Genomic DNA, 21,340 nt, shown 5'->3' with positions numbered 1-21,340 from the left:
TCACCGTCTTTAACTTTAGTCGTAGATCGGCCGGGGCAAGACCCTATTTCGACGAAATAAAAAGGGGCCGATTGATCGGCCACGACACCGGCCGCTACGGTTTTCCGCAAGATTTGTCCATTCGGGCCGTGCTACCGTGGCGTCGGTTCCTGACCGGACACGCCGATGACAGTCGACACGAAAACCGACAAGCCCGCGTGGCTGCGCTACGCGGCGCGCATTTCGCGCGTCCACGACCATATCCGCACGCACCTCGACGACACGCTCGACCTGAACCGGCTCGCCGAAATCGCCTGCCTGTCGCCGTATCACTGGCAGCGCGTCTATCGCGCGCTGTACGGCGAGTCGATCGTGCTGACGGTGCGGCGGATGCGGATCGTGCGCGCATCCGAGGATCTCGTGTGCACGGCACGGCCGCTCGACGAGATCGCGCGGCGCGCCGGCTACGGTTCGACGCACGCGTTCGCACGGGCGTTTCGCGACGCATACGGCGTGTCGCCCGCGCAGCACCGGCGCACGGGCGCCCACCGGCCGATTTATCCGCTACAGCGAGGAGGGGAAGACATGTTCAAGCATGAAGTCGAGATCCGGAGCCTGCCGGAACTGCACGGCTATGCGGTGGCGCATACCGGCGCGTACCTGAAGGTCGGCGACGCGTTCGCGCGCATCGGCATGTGGGCCGGGCAACGCGGGCTGATCGGCCCGGGCGCGAAGATGATCGGGATTTTCTACGACGATCCGGATTCGACGCCGGAAGTGCAACTGCGCGCGAAGGCATGCCTGATGCCGGCCGACGGCGCACCGGACGCCGAGCCCGCGCCGCCCGTCGAACGCACGACGGTAGCGGGCGGCGAATACGCGGTGCTGCTGCATACGGGGCCGTATGCGGACCTGAAGGCGGCCTACCAGTGGCTTTACGGCGACTGGCTGCGTCACTCGGGCCGCGAAGCCGCCGACGCGCCCCCGTTCGAGCTGTACCTCAATACGCCGATGGACGCGGCGCCGGCCGACCTGCGCACCGAGATTCATCTGCCGCTGCGCTGAGTCACGTGCCGGGGCGTCGGTGCATCGGTACGTCGGTACATCGGTACATCGGTGCGTCGGTGCGTCGGTGCGTCGGTACGTCGGTACGTCGGTACGTCGGTACGTGGGTACGTGGGTACGTCGGTACATCGGTACATCGGTACATCGGTACATCGGTACATCGGTGCGTCGGTGCGTCGGTACATCGGTGCGTCGGTGCATCGGTGCATCGGTGCATCGGTGCGTCGTGCGTCGTGCGCCGGGGCGTCCCCTTGCCGGCCCTTGTGGGCGCGGGGATGCATGCATCCCCAGCGGGACCCCGCGCAGGCTGGCCCGGCAGTCGCGCCTAGCCGGCCTGCGTCCCGCACCCCGGGCAAAAGCGCGCGTCGGCGGCCAGCGCCGCGTGACAGCGGCTGCAGGCCTTGCCGCGCTGCGCCGCGCCGCACTGCGTGCAGAACCGCGCATCCGCCGCGTTGAGCGCGCCGCAGCCCGCGCACGCAAGCTGACTCAGCGGCACGTTGCCGCCTTGCGCACCGTTGCTGTCCGCCGGCGCCTGCCAGCCCCAGCCGTCACGATCGCGACCGCGCGCATCGTGGCCGCCATGCCCTTGCCGGCCCTGCCCGCCGTGATGGCCGCCGCCGTGGCCGCCGTTACCATTGCCGTGCCCGCTCCCATGGCCACCGCCGTGGCCGCCCAGGATTCGTTTCAGAAAGCTCATCGCCCGCTCCTCAACGCTTGGCCTGTGCGCCGCCGAACGCCCCGGAGGACGACAGCAGCCGCAAGCCGTTACCGACGACGATCAGGCTCGCGCCCGCATCGGCGAAAACCGCCATCCACATCGTGCCGAGCCCCGCGACCGTGAGGCCGAGGAACACGATCTTCACGCCGAGCGCGAAGCTGATGTTCTGCACCAGCACACGGTGCGTCGCGCGCGACAGCCGCACGAACGCGGGGATCTTGCGCAGGTCGTCGTCCATCAGCGCGACGTCGGCCGTCTCGATCGCCGTGTCGGTACCCATCGCGCCCATCGCGAAGCCGATGTCGGCACGCGCGAGCGCCGGGGCGTCGTTGATCCCGTCGCCGACCATCCCGACCGCGCCCGCGCCGCCGGCCGACAGCTCCTCGACCGCCGCGAGCTTGTCTTCGGGCAACTGGTTGCCGCGCGCATCGTCGATGCCGGCCTGCTGCGCGATCGCCTGCGCGGTGTGCGGGTTGTCGCCCGTCAGCATCGCGGTGCGGATGCCGAGCGCATGCAGATCGGCGATCGCTTCGCGGCTCGTGTCCTTGATCGTGTCGGCCACCGCAAAGATGCCGAGCACGCGTGCGTCGTCGACCAGTACCACGACGCTCTTGCCCTGCCGCTCGAGCGCGTCGAGCTTCGCTTCGAGCGCCGCCGAGCAGCGCTCGAGCTCCTCGACGAGCCGGTGGTTGCCGAGCCAGTAGCGCGCGCCGTCGATCGTGCCGCGCACGCCGCGCCCGACGATTGCTTCGAAATCCTGCACATCGGCGAACGCCGCCGTGCCGGCCTCGCGCGCCGCGGCCGCGATCGCCTGCGACACCGGGTGATCCGAGCGCGCGGCCAGGCTCGCGCCGAGATGGCGGACCCGTTCGGCGTCAGCGCCGGACGCATGCACGTCGAAGTCCGTCTGCACCGGCTTGCCGTGCGTGATCGTGCCGGTCTTGTCGAGCGCGAGCCACGCGAGCTTGCGCCCTTCTTCAAGATATACGCCGCCCTTCACGAGAATCCCGCGCCGCGCCGCGGCTGCGAGCCCCGACACGATCGTCACCGGCGTCGAGATCACCAGCGCGCACGGGCAGGCGATCACGAGCAGCACCAGCGCGCGGTAGATCCAGTCCTGCCACGCGCCGCCCATGACGAGCGGCGGCACCACCGCGACCAGCAGCGCGACCGCGAACACGATCGGCGTATAGACGCGTGCGAACTGGTCGACGAAACGCTGCGTCGGCGCCTTCGCGCCCTGCGCTTCCTCGACCGCATGGATGATCCGTGCGAGCGTCGAGTTGGCGGCAACGGCCGTCACGCGGTATTCGAACGAACCTGATTCGTTGATCGTGCCCGCATACACGGCGTCGCCGGTGGTCTTCTCGACCGGCAGGCTTTCGCCGGTGATCGGCGCCTGGTTGACCGTCGAGCGGCCCGCGACGACTTCGCCGTCCAGCCCGATCCGCTCGCCCGGCTTCACGCGCACCACCGCGCCGAGCGCGACCTGCGCGGCCTCGATCGTGCGCCACGAACCGTCCGCGTCCTGCACGGTCGCGGTGTCCGGCGCGAGCTGCATCAGCCCCTGGATCGCATTGCGCGCGCGGTCGAGCGACTTCGCCTCGATCAGTTCGGCGATCGTGAACAGCACCATCACCATCGCGGCTTCGGGCCACTGGCCGATCGCCATCGCGCCCGTGACCGCGATGCTCATCAGCGCGTTGATGTTCAGGTTGCCGTTGCGAATCGCGATCCAGCCCTTCTTGTACGTGGTGAGCCCGCACGCGAGCACCGCGACGAGCGCGAGCGCCGCCGCGAGCCACACGGGCAGGCCGGCCCAGGTCGCGCCCTCGGATGCGATCGCGGCGACGCCGGCCAGCGCCAGCGGCCACCACGGCTTCGCGGGCGGCGGCGCGACGCGCGACGCCGGCGCGCCGGCCGATGCGGCCTCCGGCGTCATCCCGAGCGTGCGGATCGCGCCTTCGATCGCCGGCTGTGCGCCCGGCACGTGGTCGACCGTCAGCATCCGCTGCATCAGGTTGAATTCGAGCGCCGACACTTCGCTCATCCCGCCGAGCTTCTTGCGGATCAGCGTTTCCTCGGTCGGGCAATCCATCTGCATGATCCGGAACGCGGAGCGAACGTGGCCCGACGCGGTCGCCTGCGCGGCCGGCAGCGGCGCGAGCGTCAGCGCGGCAGGCGCGCAGCAGTCGCCGGCCGCGTGGTCGTGGTCGTGGTCGTGGTCGTGGTCGTGACCGGCATGGTCGTGCGCCGCGTGATCGGACGAGCACGCGGCGCCGTGTACATGTGCGGCGCCGTGCGCATGATCGTGACCCGCATCGCCGTGTGCGGCGTGGCCATGCGAACACGCGGCGCCGTGCCGATGCGCATCACCGTGCGCATGGTCGTGATCGTGGCCGCCGTGGTCATGGACGTGATCGTGTGCTGCGGCCTCGCCGTGCGCGCGCTCGCCGGCCGCCGGCGCCGCGTCGGCAACGGTCGCCGCCTGCGTGTCGCGCGCGTCGGCGCAGCACGTATCGGCGCCGCCGGCATGACGGTGTCGTGGGTCGTGGGTACGCTGGGCGTCGGTCATGACAACCTCCTCAATGGCTTTCAATGGCTTGACGGAGTACAGTTAACACCCTGAAGCCACTACAAGGTCAACCCTTACACGGGAGAAAGACATGAAGATCGGCGAACTGGCCAAAGCGGCCCGCTGCACGCCCGAAACGATCCGCTTCTACGAGAAGGAGGGTCTGATGCCGGATGCGGAACGCACCGACGCCAACTACCGCAACTACACCGACGTGCACGTCGAACGGCTGCGTTTCATCCGCAACTGTCGCGCGCTCGACATGGCGCACGACGAGATCCGCGCGCTGCTGCAGCTCACCGACACGCCGGCCGACCGCTGCGATTCGATCAATTCGCTGCTCGACGAACACATCGGGCACGTCGACGCGCGCCTCGCCGAACTCACGCATCTGCGCGACCAGCTCATCGAATTGCGCCGCCAGTGCGTCGGCGAGCATTCGGTCGAGGATTGCGGAATCGTGCATGGTCTCGCGACGATGGAAACCGTCGCGCCGGCCGCGAAGCGCTCGCACCTCGGCTGACACCCTTGTGAAATAAGATAGTCTGGTTGAGAATAGTCATATTCTTACTAGATACATCATAACTATTCATGTCTACGAGTCGCCCGTCCCCGCTTGCGCTCGCGGTCCTCGCGACGCTCACCGAAGCGCCGATGCATCCGTACGGGATGCTGCAACAACTGAAGGCGCGCGGGTATGACGAAGTCGTCAACGTGCGGCAGCGCACGAGCCTCTACCAGACGATCGACCGGCTGCTGCGCGACGGGCTGATCGCCGTGCACGACACCGAGCGCGACGGCGCGTTTCCGGAGCGCACGCTCTATGCGCTGACCGAGGCCGGGCACACGGCCGGCCAGACGTGGCTGCATGCGCTGCTCGCGGAGCCCGCGCGCGAATTCCCGGCATTCGGCGCCGGCCTCGCTTTCCTGCCGCTGCTGGATGCGGAAGATGCGCGGCACCAGCTCGAACTTCGCATCGCGCGGCTCGACGCCGAGCGCGAGCGTCTGGAAGCGCTGCGCAACACCGCGCAGGCCGAACAGGTGCCGCGCCTGTTCCTGCTGCAGAACGAGCATGCGCTCGTGCTGCTCAATGCGGAGCTCGACTGGGCGCGCAGCGTCGTCGAACACCTGAAGATCGGCGCGCTGCGCTGGGTGGACGGCTGACGCGCAACGAACGCCGACGCCCGCCAGCAGCGGGCATCGCCGCGATCAAAGCACCTTGCCGGGATTCAGGATGCCGCGCGGGTCGAGCGCGGCCTTCAGGCGTCGCATCAGCCCGATTTCCGCGTCGCTGCGCGTGTGCGCGAGATAAGGCCGCTTGAGCGCGCCGATCCCGTGCTCGGCCGAGACCGAGCCGCCCATGTCCCGCACCACGGCGTACACGCAGTGATCGAGCGCGTCGGCATCCGCGTCGGTCATCCCGGCAAGCGATACGCCGATATGCACGTTGCCGTCGCCGACATGGCCGAAGAACAGGCACACGACATCCGGCCAGCGCGCGCGCAGCGCCGCCTCGCAGCGTTCGGCGAACGCTCCGAGTTCGCCGGTCGGCAGGCTCACGTCGAAGTTGACGAGATGCGGCAGCGCATCGATCGCGAGGCCTTCGCGCAGCGTCCACAAATCGCGCGCCTGCCGCTCCGACGTCGCGAGCACGGCGTCGTCCACGAGCCCCGCGTCGATGCCCGCCGCGAGGCCGGTTTCCAGCGCCTCGTGCGCGTCGCCGCCAGGCGCGCTCGTCGCGCACTCGATCAGCACCGCGAAACCGCCGTCGCCTGCGAACGGCGCAATGACGCCCGGCGTATGACGCGCGACGTAGTCGTAGAACGCCGGCCACATCGCCTCGAAGCTGACGACCTCCGGCAGCGTGCGCACGCGGTTCCACAATCCGAGCACCGCGTCGTAATCGCGCACGCGGCAGAGCGCCGTGGCCGGCACGGCGAGCAACGGATGCAGCCGCAGCACGGCGCGCGTGACGACGCCGAGCGTGCCCTCGCTGCCGATGAACAGCTGCTTCAGGTCGTAACCCGCGTTGTTCTTCAGCATCCGGTTCATCGACGACACGACCGTGCCGTCCGCGAGCACGGCCTCGAGCCCGAGCACCTGTTCACGCATCATCCCGTAGCGGATCGCGCGCGTGCCGCCCGCATTCGTCGCGAGCATCCCGCCGATCTGGCACGAGCCGCGCGCGCCGAGATCGACGCCGAACGTGAAGCCCGCCGCCTCCGCGGCTTCCTGCACCGTCTGCAACGGCGTGCCCGCGCGCACGGTCATCGTGCCGGCCGCCGCGTCGAGCGCTTCGATGCCCGCGAAGCGTTCCATCGACAGCACCACTTCGCCGCCGAGCGCGACCGCGCCGCGCGCGAGCCCCGTCAGCCCGCCTTGCGGCACGACCGGCTGGCCGAGCCGCGCACACAGCGCGAGCGTGCGCGACACGTCGTCAACGCTGCGCGGGCGCACCAGCGCACGGGGCCGTACGCCGGCCGGTTCGTTGTACGCAGTGAAGTAACGCGGATCGATGTCGGCCGAACGCGTGACGAGTGCCTCGCCCAGTTCGGCGAGGAGCACGGTTTCGAGCGCGTCGCCCGCGAGCGGCGCGTCGCCCTGTTCGCCGCTCGGCGCGGCGGTATCCCGGGTCTGCATCGCGCGACCCGCTTACTTCGTCGAGATGTCGATATCGCCGAAATACTTGCGGCCGAGCGTCTTCACCGTGCCGTCGGCCTTCAGCTTGTCGATCGCGGCGTCGAGCTTCGTCTTCAGCGCGTCGTCGCCCTTGCGCAGGCCGAATGCGATGCCGCTGCCGAGGATCTTGTCGTCGTGCACCGGCTGGCCGACGAACGAGAAGCCCTTGCTGTCCGGACGCGACAGGAAGCCGCGCTGGCCGGACGGCGCGAGCACGAGCGTCGCGTCGAGGCGGCCCGACACGAGATCGGCATACGCCTGGTTCTGGTCCTGGTACGCGACGATCGCGACGCCGGCCGGCTCCCAGTGCGCCTTCGCGAAGGTTTCCTGGATCGACGCCTGCAGCACGCCGACGCGCTTGCCCTTCAGCGATTCGGGCGTCGGCAGCAGGCCGCTGCCGGTGCGCGCGATCAGCTGGGTCGGCACGCGATAGATGATCGTCGTGAAGTCGATCGCTTGGCGACGCTGCTCGGTCGCGTTCATCGCCGAGTTGATCGCGTCGAACTTGCGGCCCTTCAGCGCGGGAATCAGGCCGTCGAACGACGTCTCGACCCATTTGCACGACAGCTTTGCCGTCTGGCAGACGGCATTGCCGACGTCGATGTCGAAGCCCTGCAAGTCGCCGTTCGGCGCTTTCGATTCGAACGGCGGGTATTGCGCCTCGAGGCCGAAGCGCAGCGTCTGCGCATCGGCGAGCGCCGCGCCGGAGCCAATGGCGCACGCGAGTGCGAATGCGAGTTTCAGGGTTGCCGGGTGCTTCATCGTGATCTCCTGTGTCTGGTCGATGCGACGTCCCCGTCGCCGGTTACCGCTTACAGCGAACGCAGCCGCCGCGCGCCTTCGACCAGCGTCGCGTCGTCCTTCGAGAAACTGAGCCGGATCACGCCGGCATCGGTGCCGTCGGTATAGAACGCCGACAGCGGAATCGTCGCGACGCGCGCGTCGCGGATCAGGCGCAGCACGAAATCGCTGTCGCTTTCGTCCGAGAAGTGCCGGAAGCGCGCGAGCATGAAGAACGAGCCTTCGCTCGGCAGCAGCTCGAAGCGCGAATCGGCCAGCTCGCGCGCGAGCAGGTCGCGCTTGGCCTGGTAGAACGCCGACAGGCCGAGATAGCTGTCCGGCCGCGCGAGAATCTCCGCGAACGCGACCTGCATCGGCGTGTCGGCCGCGAACACCATGAACTGGTGCACCTTGCGGATCTCGTCCATCAATTCGGCCGGCGCGAGGCAATGGCCGACCCGCCAGCCCGTCACGTGGAACGACTTGCCGAACGACGACACGATCACGCTGCGCTCGGCCAGCTCGCGGTGGCGCGCCATGCTCTGGTGCTGCGCGCCGTCGAACACGACGTGCTCGTACACCTCGTCGGACAGCACCACGATGTCGGTGCCGCGCGTGAGCTGCGCGAGCCGTTCGAGATCGTCGGCCGAGAACACGGTCGCGGTCGGGTTGTGCGGCGTGTTCACGATGATCATCCGCGTGCGCGGCGTGATCGCCGCGGCCACCTCGTCCCAGTTCACGCGGAAATGTTCGGGCGACAACTTGACCGCGACGGGCGTCGCGCCCTGCATCCGCACGATCGGCGCATAGCTGTCGAATGACGGCTCGAAATAGATCACCTCGTCGCCCGGATGCACGAGCGCGCTGATCGCCGCGTAGAGCCCTTCGCTCGCGCTCGCGATCACCGTGATCTCGGTAGCCGGGTCGTAGCGCGTGCCGTACAGCGCCTCGGTCTTCTCGGCGAGCCGCTCGCGCAGCGACGCGAGCCCGGCCATCGGCGCGTACTGGTTGTGCCCGTCGCGCATCGCCCGCGCGACGCCTTCGACGAGCGCCGGATCGGGCGCGAAATTCGGCGCGCCCTGCGACAGGTTCAGCGCATCGTGCTGCGCGGCCAGCTGGCCGATGACGGTGAAGATCGTCGTCCCGACGTCGGGCAGTTTCGAACGGGGCGCGGTGGCGCTTCGCATGACTCCTCCTTCTGATGTCCGTGGCGCCGGCCCGCGCGATACACGCAGCCCTGCACCTGCCGCATGATTTAGCCCCAGCCAATATCGACGGACAAACGAAAGTTCGTCATGGCGGCCATGCATTTTTCTCATGGCTGCCGGTGAGAAGCGCGCAGCGGCAAGGCGAGCCTGCGGGCCCGATATGCGTATCAGGCATTTCCCCTACGGAATGCTAGACGCCCGCCGCCGCCAGGTACGCGAGCAGCACGGCGCGCAGCTCACCGCGCAACGCGGCGAAATCGAGCGCGGGCCCGAGCGTCAGCAACGCCTGCGAGAGGCCGCCGTAGCAGACCGTGTGCGCCATCCGCGCGAGCCCGTCGAGCCGCGCGGCCGGCGGCGGGTCGGCCGCCTGCGCGAGCGCGTCGCGCCACAGCGCGACATACGCGTCGTAATGCCGGCGGTACGCGGCGAGCGGCGACACCTGCCGCTCCAGCGTGAAGAATGCGCTCCACAGCGCGGCGTCGGCGGCGATCGCGTCGACCTGTACGTCGACGAGCGCCGCCGCGAGTTCGGCCCGCGGCGCGCCGCGCAGGCGCCCGGCCACATCGCGCAGCCGGTCGGCCATCGCCAGCACGCGGCGGTGGATGCAGAGCGCCGCGAGGCTCTGCTTATCGCCGAAATACTCGTAGAAGGTGCCGATGCTCACGCCCGCGACGGCCGCGATCTCGCGGATCGTCGCTTTCGCGTAGCCGCGCTCGAGCAAAAGCTGAACGAACGCCTGCTGGAGCGCGTCGGAGCTCGCCTGCGCGCGCTGCTGGCGCGGCCGGCGGCGCAATGCGGGCGCGGGTTGCGCCGCCGGCTGGCCGGGCGGCGCCGGAACCTGAACATGTCGCGGCGGCATATTTGCTACTCTGAATTCAGCAGGGAACGCGTTTACCGGGGGCCGGAATCAGCGCCGCAGCGCCACCCGTGTTGCACGACGCCGGCCGCCCGCGAAGCATGAGACCGGAGACACGCTTGATGACCGAATCGACTCACGACGTCACGAACCAGTTCGACGAACTGGTCGACTATAACCTCTTCGCGACCGACGTCGCGCTGCGCGAGGCGCTTGCCCGCGCGGGCGCCGATTGGGCGATGCCGCAGCTCGACGCGTACGGCGCGCGGCTCGGCAGCGCCGACACCGCGCAACTCGCCGACGAAGCGAACCGACACACGCCGGAGCTGAACACGTTCGACCGGCGCGGCCGGCGCATCGACCGCGTCGATTTCCACCCGGCGTGGCACGCGTTGCTCGGCCAGTACCGCCACGAAGGTTTCGTGTCGCTCGCGTTCCGCGATTCGCGCCGCGGCCGCTGGGCCGCGACCGCGGCCGGCTTCTACCTGCACGGCCAGATCGAGGCCGGCACGCTGTGCCCGGCGACGATGACGCAGGCCGCGATCCCCGTGCTGCAGAAAGAGCCCGCGCTGTGGGACCTGCTGCGCGACAAGCTCTACAGCGACGACTACGATCCGCGCGACGTGCCGATCGCCGACAAGCGCGCGATCTGGTTCGGCATGGGGATGACCGAGAAACAGGGCGGCTCCGACGTGCGCGCGAACACGACGCTCGCGACGGCCGTCGGCGCGGGCGGACGCGGCGGCGAATACCGGCTGCGCGGCCACAAGTGGTTCTTCTCCGCGCCGATGTGCGACGCGCACCTCGTCGTCGCGCACACCGAAGGCGGCAGCCCGTCGTGTTTCTACGTGCCGCGCTGGCGGCCGGACGGCACGAAGAACGCGGTCGAGCTCCAGCGGCTGAAGAACAAGGTCGGCAACCGCAGCAATTCCAGCAGCGAAATCGAGCTGAACGACGCATGGGGGATCATGCTCGGCGACGAAGGCCGCGGCATTCCGACCATCATCGAGATGGCCACCTATACGCGGCTGAACTGCGTGCTCGGCAGCGCGGCGATGCTGCGCCAGGGTGTCGTGCAGGCGATCGCGTACGCGCGCCAGCGCCATGCGTTCGGCCGCGCGCTCGCCGAGCAGCCGCTGATGCGCACCGTGCTCGCCGATCTCGCGCTCGAAAGCGAGGCCGCGCTCGTGCTCGCGATGCGCCTCGCCGATGCGTTCGAGCGCGACGACTCGCCGCGCGAACGCGCGTGGAAGCGCATCGTCACGCCCGCCGCGAAATTCTGGGTCTGCAAGCGCGCGGTCGAGCTGACCGGCGAAGTGATGGAAGTGTTCGGCGGCAACGGCTACGTCGACGACGGCCCGATCGCGCGGCTGTTCCGCGAGGCGCCCGTCAATTCGATCTGGGAAGGCTCTGGCAACGTGATGTGCCTCGACGTGCTGCGCGCGGTGTCGCGCGAGCCCGACGCGGCCGCCGCGCTGTTCGCCGAACTGGCCGACCTCGGCGCGGGCGAACCGCGCATCCTTGCGGCGCTCGATACGCTGCGCGCGATGCTCGCCGCGCCGGCCGACACGCTCGAGGCGTCGGCCCGCGTGTTCGCGCAGCGGCTCGCGCTCGTCGCGCAGGCGTGCCTGCTGCGCCGCGATGCGCCAACGGCCGTCGCCGACGCATTCGTCGCGACGCGGCTCGCGGCGCCCGACTGGGGCCGTATCGCGGGCGGTTTCGATCCGCACGCGATCGACGTCGCCGCGCTGCTGCAGCGCGCGTACCCGGCCTGACTTTCTCGCCCGCCTTCGTTCGCCCCGCCCGGAGCCCTGATGAACCTCGTCGCCGCCCTCGACCGCGCCGCCCGCGCGACGCCCGACAAGCCGTTCCTCGTCAACGAATACGCGACGATCACCTATGCCGACGCGCGCGAGCGCTCGCACCGCGCGGCGGCCGTGCTGAGCGCGCTCGGCGTCGGCGCCGGCGATCGTGTCGCGGCGATGTGCTTCAACACGCCCGCGTTCGTCGACCTGATGTTCGGCGCGTGGCGGCTCGGCGCGGTGTTCGTGCCGATCAACCACAAGCTGCAGGCACCGGAAGTCGACTACGTGCTCGAACACAGCCGCAGCAAGGCGATCCTGTTCGACGTGACGCTCGCGCCGGTGCTCGAACGGATCGTGCATCCCGCGCGGCGGCTCGTGACCGAAGGCGAGCTCGACGGCGTGCCGCGCTTCGACACGATGTGCGCGGCAATGGACGGCGTCGCGGGCATCGAGCCGGCCGACGGCGATATCGCGCAGATCCTCTACACGTCCGGCACGACCGGCCGCCCGAAAGGCTGCGTGCACAGCCACCGCACCGTGACGTTCGCGGCGATGGCGGCGGCGCTCGCGACCGGCATCGGCCGCAACGAGCGCACGCTGATGGCGATGCCGATCTGGCATTCGTCGCCGCTGAACAACTGGTTCGGCGGCACGCTGTACGCGGGCGGCACCGTCGTGCTGCTGCGCGAATACCATCCGCTGCGGTTCCTGCAGACCATCGAGCGCGAGCGCGTGACGCTGTATTTCGGTGCGCCGGTGTCGTACACGCTGCCGCTCGACACGATCGACGGCTTCGCGGCGTTCGACCTGTCGAGCGTGCGCGCGTGGCTGTACGGCGGCGGCCCGATCGGCGCCGCGCAGGCCGAGCGGCTCGCGCGCGCGTATCGCACCGACGCGTTCTTCCAGGTGTACGGGATGACGGAAACGGGCCCGGCCGGCACGACGCTGTATCCGGACGAGCAGGTCGCGAAGGCCGGTTCGATCGGCCGCCAGGGTGGCCCGGGCGTCGACCTGCGCGTCGTGCGGATGGACAGTATCGATGCGCGGCCGGGCGAGGCCGGCGAGATCTGGCTGAAGGCCGACAGCATGATGCTCGGCTATCTCGACGACGCGGCCGCGACGCGCGCCGCGTTCGCGCCGGACGGCTGGTATCGCACCGGCGACATCGCGCGAATCGATCAGGATGGCTACCTGTTCATCGTCGACCGGCTGAAGGACATGATCGTGACCGGCGGCGAGAACGTCTATTCGAAGGAAGTCGAGGACGTGCTCGGCGCGCACCCGGACATCGCCGAGGCGGCCGTGGTCGGCATCCCGCATCCCGACTGGGGCGAGACGGTCGTCGCGCACGTCGTGATGCGCGCGGGTGCGGCGACCGATGCGGACGCGTTGCGCGCGTTCTGCGGCGAGCGGCTCGCCGCGTACAAGATTCCGCGCGAGTTCACGTTCGCGCAGGCGCTGCCGCGCACGCCGACGGGCAAGCTGCAGAAATTCCTGCTGCGCGTGCGCGGCGAGTAGCGCCTGCCCGCGCCGATAAAAAAAGCCACCGGGCCCGACGGCCCGGTGGCTTTTTCGCATGATCGAGCGGGCGGCGACGTGCGCCGACGCCCGCGATCCGCATGCTGCTTACTTGCCGCCGATGCTCTTCAGCGGCTTCCACTCGCCCTTCTCGACCTTGTACATCGTGATGCCGCCGTTCTTCAGGTCGCCCTTCGCGTCATACGCGACGTGCGTCGACGTGACACCCGCCATGTCGCTCTTCGCGAGCAGCGGCAGGTACTTCGCCGGGTCGGTCGAATCGGCCTTCTTCATCGCGTTGAGCATCGCCATCGCGCCGTCGTACGCATACGGCGAGTACGTCTGCACTTCTTCGCCGAAGCGCTTCTTGTACTTGTCGGCGTAGGTCTTGCCGCCGGGCATCTCTTCGAGCGGGAGACCTGCCAGCGAAGCGATCGTGCCTTCCGACGCGTTGCCCGCGATCTTCAGGAACGTCGGCGTCTTCACCATTTCGCCGCTCATCAGCGGTGCCGGGATGCCGAGCGTCTTCATCTGCTTGACCATCGGCGCTGCCTGCGAATCCGCGCCGCCGTAGTAGACGAGATCCGGCTTCGCCGCCTTCAGCTTCGTCAGGATCGCCTTGAAGTCGACCGCCTTGTCGTTCGTGAATTCGCGGTCGACGATCGTCGCGCCGCCGGCCTTCGCGGCCTTCTCGAACTGGTCGGCGAGACCCTGGCCGTAAGCCGTGCGGTCGTCGACGATCGCGATCTTCTTCATGCCGAGATCCTTCGACGCGAACGTGCCCGCCACCGAGCCCTGCTGCGTGTCGGACGTCATCATGCGGAAGGTCGTCTTGTAACCCTGCTGCGTGTATTCCGGCGCCGTCGCCATCGCGATCTGCGGAATGCCCGCGTTCGCGTAGATGCGCGAGGCGGGAATCGTCGTGCCCGAGTTGAAGTGGCCGAGCATGCCCTTGATGCCGTCGTCGACGAGCTTCTGCGCCACCGTCGTGCCCGTGCGCGGGTCAGCCTGGTCGTCCTGCGTGTCGAGCACGAACTTCACCGGCTTGCCGCCGATCTTCGGGCCCGTCGCGTTGAAATCTTCCAGCGCGAGCACGATCCCGTTCTGCATATCCTTGCCGTAGTGCGCCTGCGCGCCCGTCATCGGCCCTGCGTAACCGATCTTCACGTCATCCGCATGGGCCGTCCCCGCCAGCGACATGACCGCGACGAACGTCGCGCCTGCCAGCTTTTTCATCGTGTGTTGCATAGCATCTCCTTGGTACCAGGGTAAATGGAGCGGCTTCGGGATCGCCTTGCCGCTTCCTTTGTTTGATCCGAACGGCAAGGATGATCAGCCGATCGTCATCAAATTCGCATTGCCGCCCGCCGCAGCCGTGTTCACGCTCACCGAGCGCTCCGTCAACAGCCGTTCGAGCGCGTAATCCTCCGCGTCGCCGTTCTCGAACGCGCCCACCGACACGCCCTGCACCGACACGATCGGGCCCGGGCGCTGCGCGACGTCCTTCACGAGCGTCTGCAGTTCGTCGCTGTCGCCTTCGAACAGCACCGCGTCGAACGCCGCGTCGGCCTGCTTGCGCACGGCCGCGTGCGCCTTCAGCGACGCCGGCAGCGCGACGACGAGCGCCTCGCCGGCCGCGCCGGCGAACAACGCGCGGTTACCGGTCGCCAGCACCGCCGCGAACTGCGCGCGCGCGCCGGACGGCGTCGCCGCGACACACAGCACCGTGCCGCGCGGGCCGAGTGTATACGTGTTTCGCTCGCCCGTCGGGCCGGTCAGCACCGCGGTCGCGCCGGCCGGCACCTGCGCGAGATAACCGTCGCAACGCGCGGCCAGCGCCGGTTCGCGCTGCTCGATCAGCCAGTCGCGCAGCGTCGTGAGCGCCGCCGCCGGGTTGCCGCGCGCATCGCCTTCGACCGCGCCGTCCGCCATCAGCGCCTGCGCGAGCGAGCGCGGCAGGCCCGACGGACGCGTCGCGAGCAGGCGCTGCAGGTACAGCGCGCCGCCGGCCTTCGGGCCCGTGCCCGACAGCCCTTCGCCGCCGAACGGCTGCACGCCGACCACCGCGCCGATCACGTTGCGGTTCACGTAGATGTTGCCCACGTGCGCGTTCGAGATCACGTGTGCGATCGTCTCGTCGATCCGCGTGTGGATGCCGAGCGTCAGGCCGTAGCCGGTCGCGCGGATCTGCTCGAGCAGCTTGTCGAGCTGGTTGCGGCGATAGCGCACGACGTGCAGCACGGGGCCGAACACTTCACGCTTCAGCTCGTCGATGCTGCCGATCTCGATCAGCGTCGGCGGCACGAACGTGCCGTTCGTGCACGCATCGGGCGCCGGCAGTTGCGTGACCGCGTGGCCTTTCTCCTTCATTGCCGCGACGTGCGTGTCGATCGTGCTCTTCGCTTCGCCGTCGATCACCGGGCCGACGTCCGTCGACAGCCGGTCGGGGTTGCCGAGCGCCAGCTCGTGCATCGCGCCCTTGAGCATCGTCAGCGTGCGATCCGCGACGTCGTCCTGCAGACACAGAACGCGCAGCGCCGAACACCGTTGACCGGCCGAGTCGAACGACGACTGCATCACGTCCGCGACGACCTGCTCCGCGAGCGCCGACGAGTCGACGATCATCGCGTTCTGGCCGCCCGTTTCCGCGATCAGCGGGATCGGCTTGCCGTCCGGGTCGAGGCGCGCGGCGAGCGTCTTGTTGATCAGGCGCGCGACTTCGGTCGAGCCGGTGAACATCACCGCGCGCGTGCGCGGATCGGCGACCAGCGCCGCGCCGACGGTCTCGCCGTCGCCCGGCAGCAGTTGCACCGCGCCGGCCGGCACGCCGGCCTCACGCAGCAGGCGCACGGCCTGCGCGGCGATCAGCGGCGTCTGTTCGGCCGGCTTCGCGAGCACCGTGTTGCCGGCTGCGAGCGCCGCCGCCACCTGGCCCATGAAGATCGCGAGCGGGAAGTTCCACGGGCTGATGCAGACCACGGGGCCGAGCGGACGGTGCGTGTCGTTCGAGAATTCGTCGCGGATCTGCGCGGCGTAGTAACGCAGAAAGTCGACCGCTTCGCGGATCTCGGCGATCGCGTTCGGCAGCGACTTGCCGGCTTCGCGCACGATCAGGCCCATCAGCGTGTGCATCTGCGCTTCGAGCAGGTCGGCTGCGCGCACCAGGCAATCGGCGCGCGCGTCGACCGGCGTCGCCTGCCAGATCGGCGCGGCGGCCACCGCGTGCGCAAGCGCCGCGCTCACGTGTTCGGCCGTCGCTTCGCTGACCGTGCCGACCGTATCGCGCTGGTCGGCCGGGTTGCGTACGTCGCGGGCCGGCGCGTCGGCGAGCGCGTCGTCGGCAAGCATCGGCGCCGCGCGCCACGGGAAATGCGCGCTCGCGAGCAGCGCGGACGACAGCGACGCGAGACGGTGTTCGTTCGACAGGTCGAGGCCCATCGAGTTGGGGCGCTCGTCACCGTACAGGTTGCGCGGCAGCGGGATCTTCGCGTGCGGCGCGCCGAGCGGCACGACCTTCGACGCTTCGTCGACCGGATCGGCGACCAGCTCCTTCACCGGCACGGCCTTGTCGGCGATGCGGTTCACGAACGACGTGTTCGCGCCGTTTTCCAGCAGGCGGCGCACCAGGTACGCGAGCAGCGTCTCGTGCGTGCCGACCGGCGCGTACACGCGGCACGGACGGTTCAGCTTGTCGCGGCCGGTGACTTCCTCGTACAGCGGCTCGCCCATCCCGTGCAGGCACTGGAATTCGTACTGGCCCGGGTAGTAGTTCTGGCCCGCGAGCTGGTAGATCGCGGCCAGCGTGTGCGCGTTGTGCGTCGCGAACTGCGGGTAGACGGCGTCCGGCGCCGCGAGCAGCTTCTTCGCGCACGCGAGGTACGAGACGTCCGTGTAGATCTTGCGCGTATAGACCGGATAGCCTTCGAGGCCGTCCACCTGCGCACGCTTGATCTCGGTATCCCAGTACGCGCCCTTCACGAGGCGGATCATCAGGCGGTGACGGCTGCGGCGCGCGAGATCGATCAGGTAGTCGATCACGAACGGACAGCGCTTCTGGTAGCCCTGCACGACGAAGCCGATGCCGTTCCAGCCCGCGAGATCCGGGTCGAAGCAGAGCGCTTCGAGCAGGTCGAGCGACAGCTCGAGGCGGTCGGCTTCTTCCGCGTCGATGTTCAGGCCGATGTCGTAGCGGCGCGCGAGCAGCGCGAGTGCGCGCACGCGCGGCAGCAGTTCGCTCATCGTGCGATCCTGCTGCGAGCGCGAGTAGCGCGCGTGCAGCGCCGACAGCTTGATCGAGATGCCCGGGCCTTCGTAGATGCCGCGGCCGCCGGCCGCCTTGCCGATCGCGTGGATCGCCTGTTCGTACGACGCGTAATAGCGCTGCGCGTCCTCTTCGGTCGTCGCCGCTTCGCCGAGCATGTCGTACGAGTAGCGGAAGCCGCGCGCTTCGTACTTGCGGCTGTTGGCCAGCGCTTCGGAGATCGTCTCGCCGGTGACGAACTGCTCGCCCATCAGGCGCATCGCCATGTCGACGCCCTTGCGGATCAGCGGCTCGCCGCCGCGGCCGATCAGGCGCGTGAGCGCCGACGACAGGCCCGCTTCGCTGTTGGTCGTCACGAGCTTGCCGGTGATCATCAGCCCCCAGGTCGCCGCGTTCACGAACAGCGACGGCGCGTGGCCGACGTGCGAGCGCCAGTCGCCCTTGCTAATCTTGTCGCGGATCAGCGCATCGCGCGTCGCGCGATCGGGAATGCGCAGCAGCGCTTCGGCCAGACACATCAGCGCGACGCCTTCCTGGCTCGACAGCGAGAACTCGTGGATCAGCCCTTCGACGCCACCGCCCGAGCTCTTCTCGCGCAGCGCCTCGACGAGCTTCGTCGCGAGCGCCTGCACGTCCGCCTGCAGGTTCGCGGGCAGGCGCGCCTGCCCGAGCAGGAACGGCACGCATTCCGGCTCGGGGCGGCGGTACGCGGCCGTGATCGCCGCGCGCAGCACCGATTGCGGCTGCACGTTCTGCGCGAACTCGAGGAACGGATGCGGCGAGTTGTCGTCGTCGCCGTCCGCGGCCTGGCCGTCGGCGAGCTCCGTGACGCCGCTGTGGCCCGACAGCTCGGGCGGCAGCTGGCCGTGCTCGATCCGCTCGAGATACGCGAAGATCGCCTGCTTGATCAGCCAATGGGGAGTGCGCTCGAGACGCGCGGCGGCGTCCTTGAGGCGCGAGCGGAGAAGGTCGTCGACTTTGACGCCGAGAGTCGTGCTTGCCATGGTGGGTTCGTGCGCCGGTGCGAGCCCGGCAATGTGGTGTAAGAGGATGCGCGAAATCCTACGGCACGCAATAAAAAGGTGCAACCAAATTGAGAGATGGGTTGCACCATCAGGTTACTCAATATAATCAACCACTTATAAGGTTGCAACCTAGGGGTTGCCCGTGGTCGATGGATCGGTGTTTTCCCTGATCGGGCCGGTTCGACATGCGCGTGCAACCTTTGGCGCAGGCGCAGGCGGACGAAAACGGGTTGCACTGGGTGTGGCGACAGATGCGGGTGCGGGTGCGGGTGCGGGTGCGGGTGCGGGTGCCGATGCCGATGCGGAGCAGGTGCAGCCGAGTGCGGGCGCAGGCGCGCGGCGAGAGACAGCTCGGCGGCATCCGGCACCCGGCGGTCCGAGCGTCAACACGGCAGCGCACCGCGCAACGGCCGTGCGGGCGCCGCTCAGATATCCAGCGGATCGACCTCGACGCTCCAGCGCAGCACGCCCTTCAGCGCACGCAGCTCCGGCTGCCATGCGCGCAGCGCATGCTGCAGCGCCGCCCGCGACGCGCTTTCGAGCAGCAGCTGCGCGCGGTGCACGTTCGCGACCTTGACGATCGTCATCGGCACCGCGTCGTACACGGTCACGCGATCGGCGCCCGGCAGCCCCGGCAACGCGGCCGCCGCCTGCAGCAGGAACGCGAGCGCCGCGTCGAGCGTGCGCCCTTCGGCGCGCAGCAGCGCCTGGTAGACGAACGGCGGCAGGTGCGCGTCGCGGCGCTCGCCGAGCGTCGAATTCGCGAAGCCGACGTAATCCTGCCGCCCGAGCGCGTGATACAGCGCGTGACGCGGATAACGCGTCTGCACGAGCACCTCGCCCGGCAGCCCGGCGCGCCCCGCGCGGCCGCTCACCTGCATCAGCTGCGCGAACAGCCGCTCGCTCGCGCGGAAGTCGTGCGAGAACAGCGCGGTATCGGCATTGAGCACGCCGACCAGCGACACGCGCTGGAAATCGTGCCCCTTCGCGATCATCTGCGTGCCGACGAGGATATCGACCTCGCCCGCGTGCACGTCGGAAAAGAGCGCCTGCGCGCTGCCCTTGCGGCGTGTGCTGTCCGCGTCGATCCGCAGCACGCGCGCACCCGGCACGGCCTCGGCGAGTGCTTCCTCGATACGTTGCGTGCCGCGCCCGAGCGGCGCGATGTCGACGTTCCCGCATTCGGGGCACGACCGCGGAATGCGCGCTTCCCAGCCGCAGTGATGGCAGCGCAGCGCATGCTCGGGCTTGTGCAGCACGACGTACGCGCTGCAACGCGGGCAGCCGGCGACCCAGCCGCATGCGTCGCACGCGAGCTGCGGCGCGTAACCGCGCCGGTTCAGGAATACGAGGCTCTGTTCGCCGCGCTCGAGCCGCGCCTTCAGCGCCGCGACGAGCGGCCCCGACAGCCCTTCCATCGACGCACGCCCGCGCCGCCGCTCTTCTTCCAGATCGATCAGCCGCACGGTCGGCAGCGTCGCGTCGGCCACCGCACGGCGCGACAGCGTCAGCCGTGTGTAGCGGCCCTGCTCGGCCTGCCACCAGCTTTCGAGCGACGGTGTCGCCGAGCCGAGCACGACCGTGATGCCGAGCTGTTTCGCACGCCACACGGCAAGGTCGCGTGCCGAATAGCGCAACCCTTCCTGCTGCTTGTACGCGGGCTCGTGCTCCTCGTCGACGACGACCAGCGCGAGCGTCGGCATCGACGCGAGCACCGCGAGGCGCGTGCCGAGCACGATCCGCGCGCGGCCCGTGTGCGCGGCGAGCCAGTTGCGCGCACGCTCGCCCTCGGCGAGCCCGCTGTGCAGCGTGACGATCGCGTCGTCGGCGAGCGCACCCGCGAAGCGCGCGCGGAACGCGGCCTCGAACTGCGGCGTCAGGTTGATTTCGGGAACGAGCACGAGCGCCTGCGCGTCCGGCCGCGCGTCGAGCAGCGACGCGAGCGCATGCAGATAGACCTCGGTCTTGCCGCTGCCCGTCACGCCATGCAGCAGGAACGGCGCGAAGCCCTGCGCGGCGCGGATCGCGTCGAGCGCCTCGGCCTGCTGGTCGGTGAGCGCCGGCGGCACAGCTCGTCCACCGGTTGTCGACAGGTTATCCACAGCTTTGGGCACAGGCGTATCGGCCCAGCCGATCTCCTCGACGTCGACCCAGCCGCGCGCCGCCCAGTCGTCGAGCGTCGCGGCCGCCTTCGGATGCAGCGCACGCGCGTCGGGTAGCGCGAGCGATTCGGCATCGACGAGCGCCTGCGCGAGCCGGCGCAGCGCGGCGCCGCGCGCCGGCAACGCGTCCGGCAGCGCCGCGCGGCCGGCTTCCGTCGGCCGGTAACGCACCTCGGGCGCCAGCAGCCGCCCCCAGCGTCCGGCATCGCGCAGCGCCTGCGGCAGCGCCGGCAGCGCGACCTCGCCGCGCCCGCGCTGGTAGTAATCGGCAGCGAACGACACGAGCGCAAGCCAGTCCGCCGACAGCGGCGGCAGGTCGGTGCAGATCGCATCGACCGCGCGCAGCCGGGACGGCGGCACGTCGGTGTGAGTCGTCACTTCGCAAACCAGCCCGACGGCCTGCCGCTTGCCGAACGGCACCTGCACGAGCGTGCCGGGCACGGGCGCCGGCTGCGCGTCGCAGCGGTAGTCGAACAGGGTCGCGAGCGGATGGTCGAGTGCGACGCGCAGGTAGGTGCCGTCCATCACGACGCTCCAGCGGCAGTACGCACCGCGTGGACGGCTTGCATCCGCGCCCGCATCGCGGCGGCGGACTTAATATAAAACTTCAGATTCGGCGCTAAGTTTTGGATTCGCATTAGGAATCGCCGTATACCCTGCCCAGCCTGTGGATAACTTTGTTGAGAACTCGTCGCTCAACGGCCGCAAC

The 21,340-nt window shown here is 69.4% G+C and carries 14 protein-coding genes; 5 read left to right on the top strand and 9 right to left on the bottom strand.

Features of this window, described 5'->3' with window-relative positions:
• Nucleotides 1–165: 165 nt before the first annotated feature.
• Nucleotides 166–1,044, top strand: coding sequence for an AraC family transcriptional regulator (locus BBJ41_RS10195; protein WP_069746398.1), 879 nt, complete (start codon nucleotides 166–168; stop codon nucleotides 1,042–1,044).
• Nucleotides 1,045–1,369: 325 nt separating this feature from the next.
• Here the strand turns inward: BBJ41_RS10195 and BBJ41_RS10190 are convergent, their stop codons facing one another.
• Nucleotides 1,370–1,741 carry a zinc ribbon domain-containing protein gene (locus tag BBJ41_RS10190; protein ID WP_069746397.1) on the bottom strand — a complete coding sequence of 124 codons (372 nt, stop codon included), beginning with the start codon at nucleotides 1,739–1,741 and terminating at the stop codon, nucleotides 1,370–1,372.
• Nucleotides 1,742–1,751: 10 nt separating this feature from the next.
• Nucleotides 1,752–4,337 carry a heavy metal translocating P-type ATPase gene (locus tag BBJ41_RS10185; protein WP_069746396.1) on the bottom strand — a complete coding sequence of 862 codons (2,586 nt, stop codon included), beginning with the start codon at nucleotides 4,335–4,337 and terminating at the stop codon, nucleotides 1,752–1,754.
• Between the two features lie 91 nt (nucleotides 4,338–4,428).
• Here BBJ41_RS10185 and cadR point away from each other — a divergent pair, with 91 nt between their 5' ends.
• Nucleotides 4,429–4,860, top strand: coding sequence for a Cd(II)/Pb(II)-responsive transcriptional regulator (gene cadR, locus BBJ41_RS10180; RefSeq protein ID WP_069746395.1), 432 nt, complete (start codon nucleotides 4,429–4,431; stop codon nucleotides 4,858–4,860).
• A 68-nt stretch (nucleotides 4,861–4,928) separates the two neighbouring features.
• A complete protein-coding gene (locus BBJ41_RS10175; protein WP_069746394.1) occupies nucleotides 4,929–5,501 on the top strand; it encodes a PadR family transcriptional regulator in 573 nt (190 codons plus the stop codon).
• 45 nt (nucleotides 5,502–5,546) lie between these two features.
• Here BBJ41_RS10175 and BBJ41_RS10170 read toward each other — a convergent pair whose 3' ends face one another.
• From BBJ41_RS10170 to BBJ41_RS10155, 4 genes are all read right to left on the bottom strand, one after another.
• Entirely contained in the window at nucleotides 5,547–6,977 is a 1,431-nt protein-coding gene (locus tag BBJ41_RS10170) for an FAD-binding oxidoreductase (RefSeq protein ID WP_069746393.1), read from the bottom strand.
• Between the two features lie 12 nt (nucleotides 6,978–6,989).
• Nucleotides 6,990–7,778, bottom strand: coding sequence for an ABC transporter substrate-binding protein (locus BBJ41_RS10165; protein ID WP_069746392.1), 789 nt, complete (start codon nucleotides 7,776–7,778; stop codon nucleotides 6,990–6,992).
• 50 nt (nucleotides 7,779–7,828) lie between these two features.
• Nucleotides 7,829–8,983 (bottom strand): pyridoxal phosphate-dependent aminotransferase, encoded by a 1,155-nt coding sequence (locus BBJ41_RS10160; RefSeq protein WP_069746391.1) that lies wholly within the window; start codon nucleotides 8,981–8,983, stop codon nucleotides 7,829–7,831.
• A 211-nt stretch (nucleotides 8,984–9,194) separates the two neighbouring features.
• Nucleotides 9,195–9,863: a TetR/AcrR family transcriptional regulator gene (locus tag BBJ41_RS10155; protein ID WP_069746390.1), complete on the bottom strand. Its 669-nt coding sequence runs from the start codon at nucleotides 9,861–9,863 to the stop codon at nucleotides 9,195–9,197.
• A gap of 119 nt (nucleotides 9,864–9,982) precedes the next feature.
• On the opposite strand from BBJ41_RS10155, the gene BBJ41_RS10150 reads away from it, so the two are divergent.
• Nucleotides 9,983–11,635, top strand: coding sequence for an acyl-CoA dehydrogenase family protein (locus tag BBJ41_RS10150; protein WP_069746389.1), 1,653 nt, complete (start codon nucleotides 9,983–9,985; stop codon nucleotides 11,633–11,635).
• Nucleotides 11,636–11,674: 39 nt separating this feature from the next.
• Nucleotides 11,675–13,183, top strand: coding sequence for a class I adenylate-forming enzyme family protein (locus tag BBJ41_RS10145; protein ID WP_069746388.1), 1,509 nt, complete (start codon nucleotides 11,675–11,677; stop codon nucleotides 13,181–13,183).
• Nucleotides 13,184–13,291: 108 nt separating this feature from the next.
• On the opposite strand, the gene BBJ41_RS10140 is transcribed toward BBJ41_RS10145, so the two are convergent.
• From BBJ41_RS10140 to BBJ41_RS10130, 3 genes are all read right to left on the bottom strand, one after another.
• A complete protein-coding gene (locus tag BBJ41_RS10140) occupies nucleotides 13,292–14,431 on the bottom strand; it encodes a branched-chain amino acid ABC transporter substrate-binding protein (protein ID WP_069746387.1) in 1,140 nt (379 codons plus the stop codon).
• A gap of 84 nt (nucleotides 14,432–14,515) precedes the next feature.
• Nucleotides 14,516–18,448, bottom strand: a complete 3,933-nt coding sequence (gene putA / locus BBJ41_RS10135) for a trifunctional transcriptional regulator/proline dehydrogenase/L-glutamate gamma-semialdehyde dehydrogenase (protein ID WP_069746386.1) — start codon at nucleotides 18,446–18,448, stop codon at nucleotides 14,516–14,518.
• 446 nt (nucleotides 18,449–18,894) lie between these two features.
• Entirely contained in the window at nucleotides 18,895–21,156 is a 2,262-nt protein-coding gene (locus BBJ41_RS10130; RefSeq protein ID WP_069746385.1) for a primosomal protein N', read from the bottom strand.
• Between the last annotated feature and the right edge of the window lie 184 nt (nucleotides 21,157–21,340).

This window comes from Burkholderia stabilis (assembly GCF_001742165.1).
GTDB classification, from domain to species: domain Bacteria; phylum Pseudomonadota; class Gammaproteobacteria; order Burkholderiales; family Burkholderiaceae; genus Burkholderia; species Burkholderia stabilis.
The sequence above is the reverse complement of the archived record's forward strand: the minus strand, read 5'-3'. Positions and strand labels throughout refer to the sequence as shown.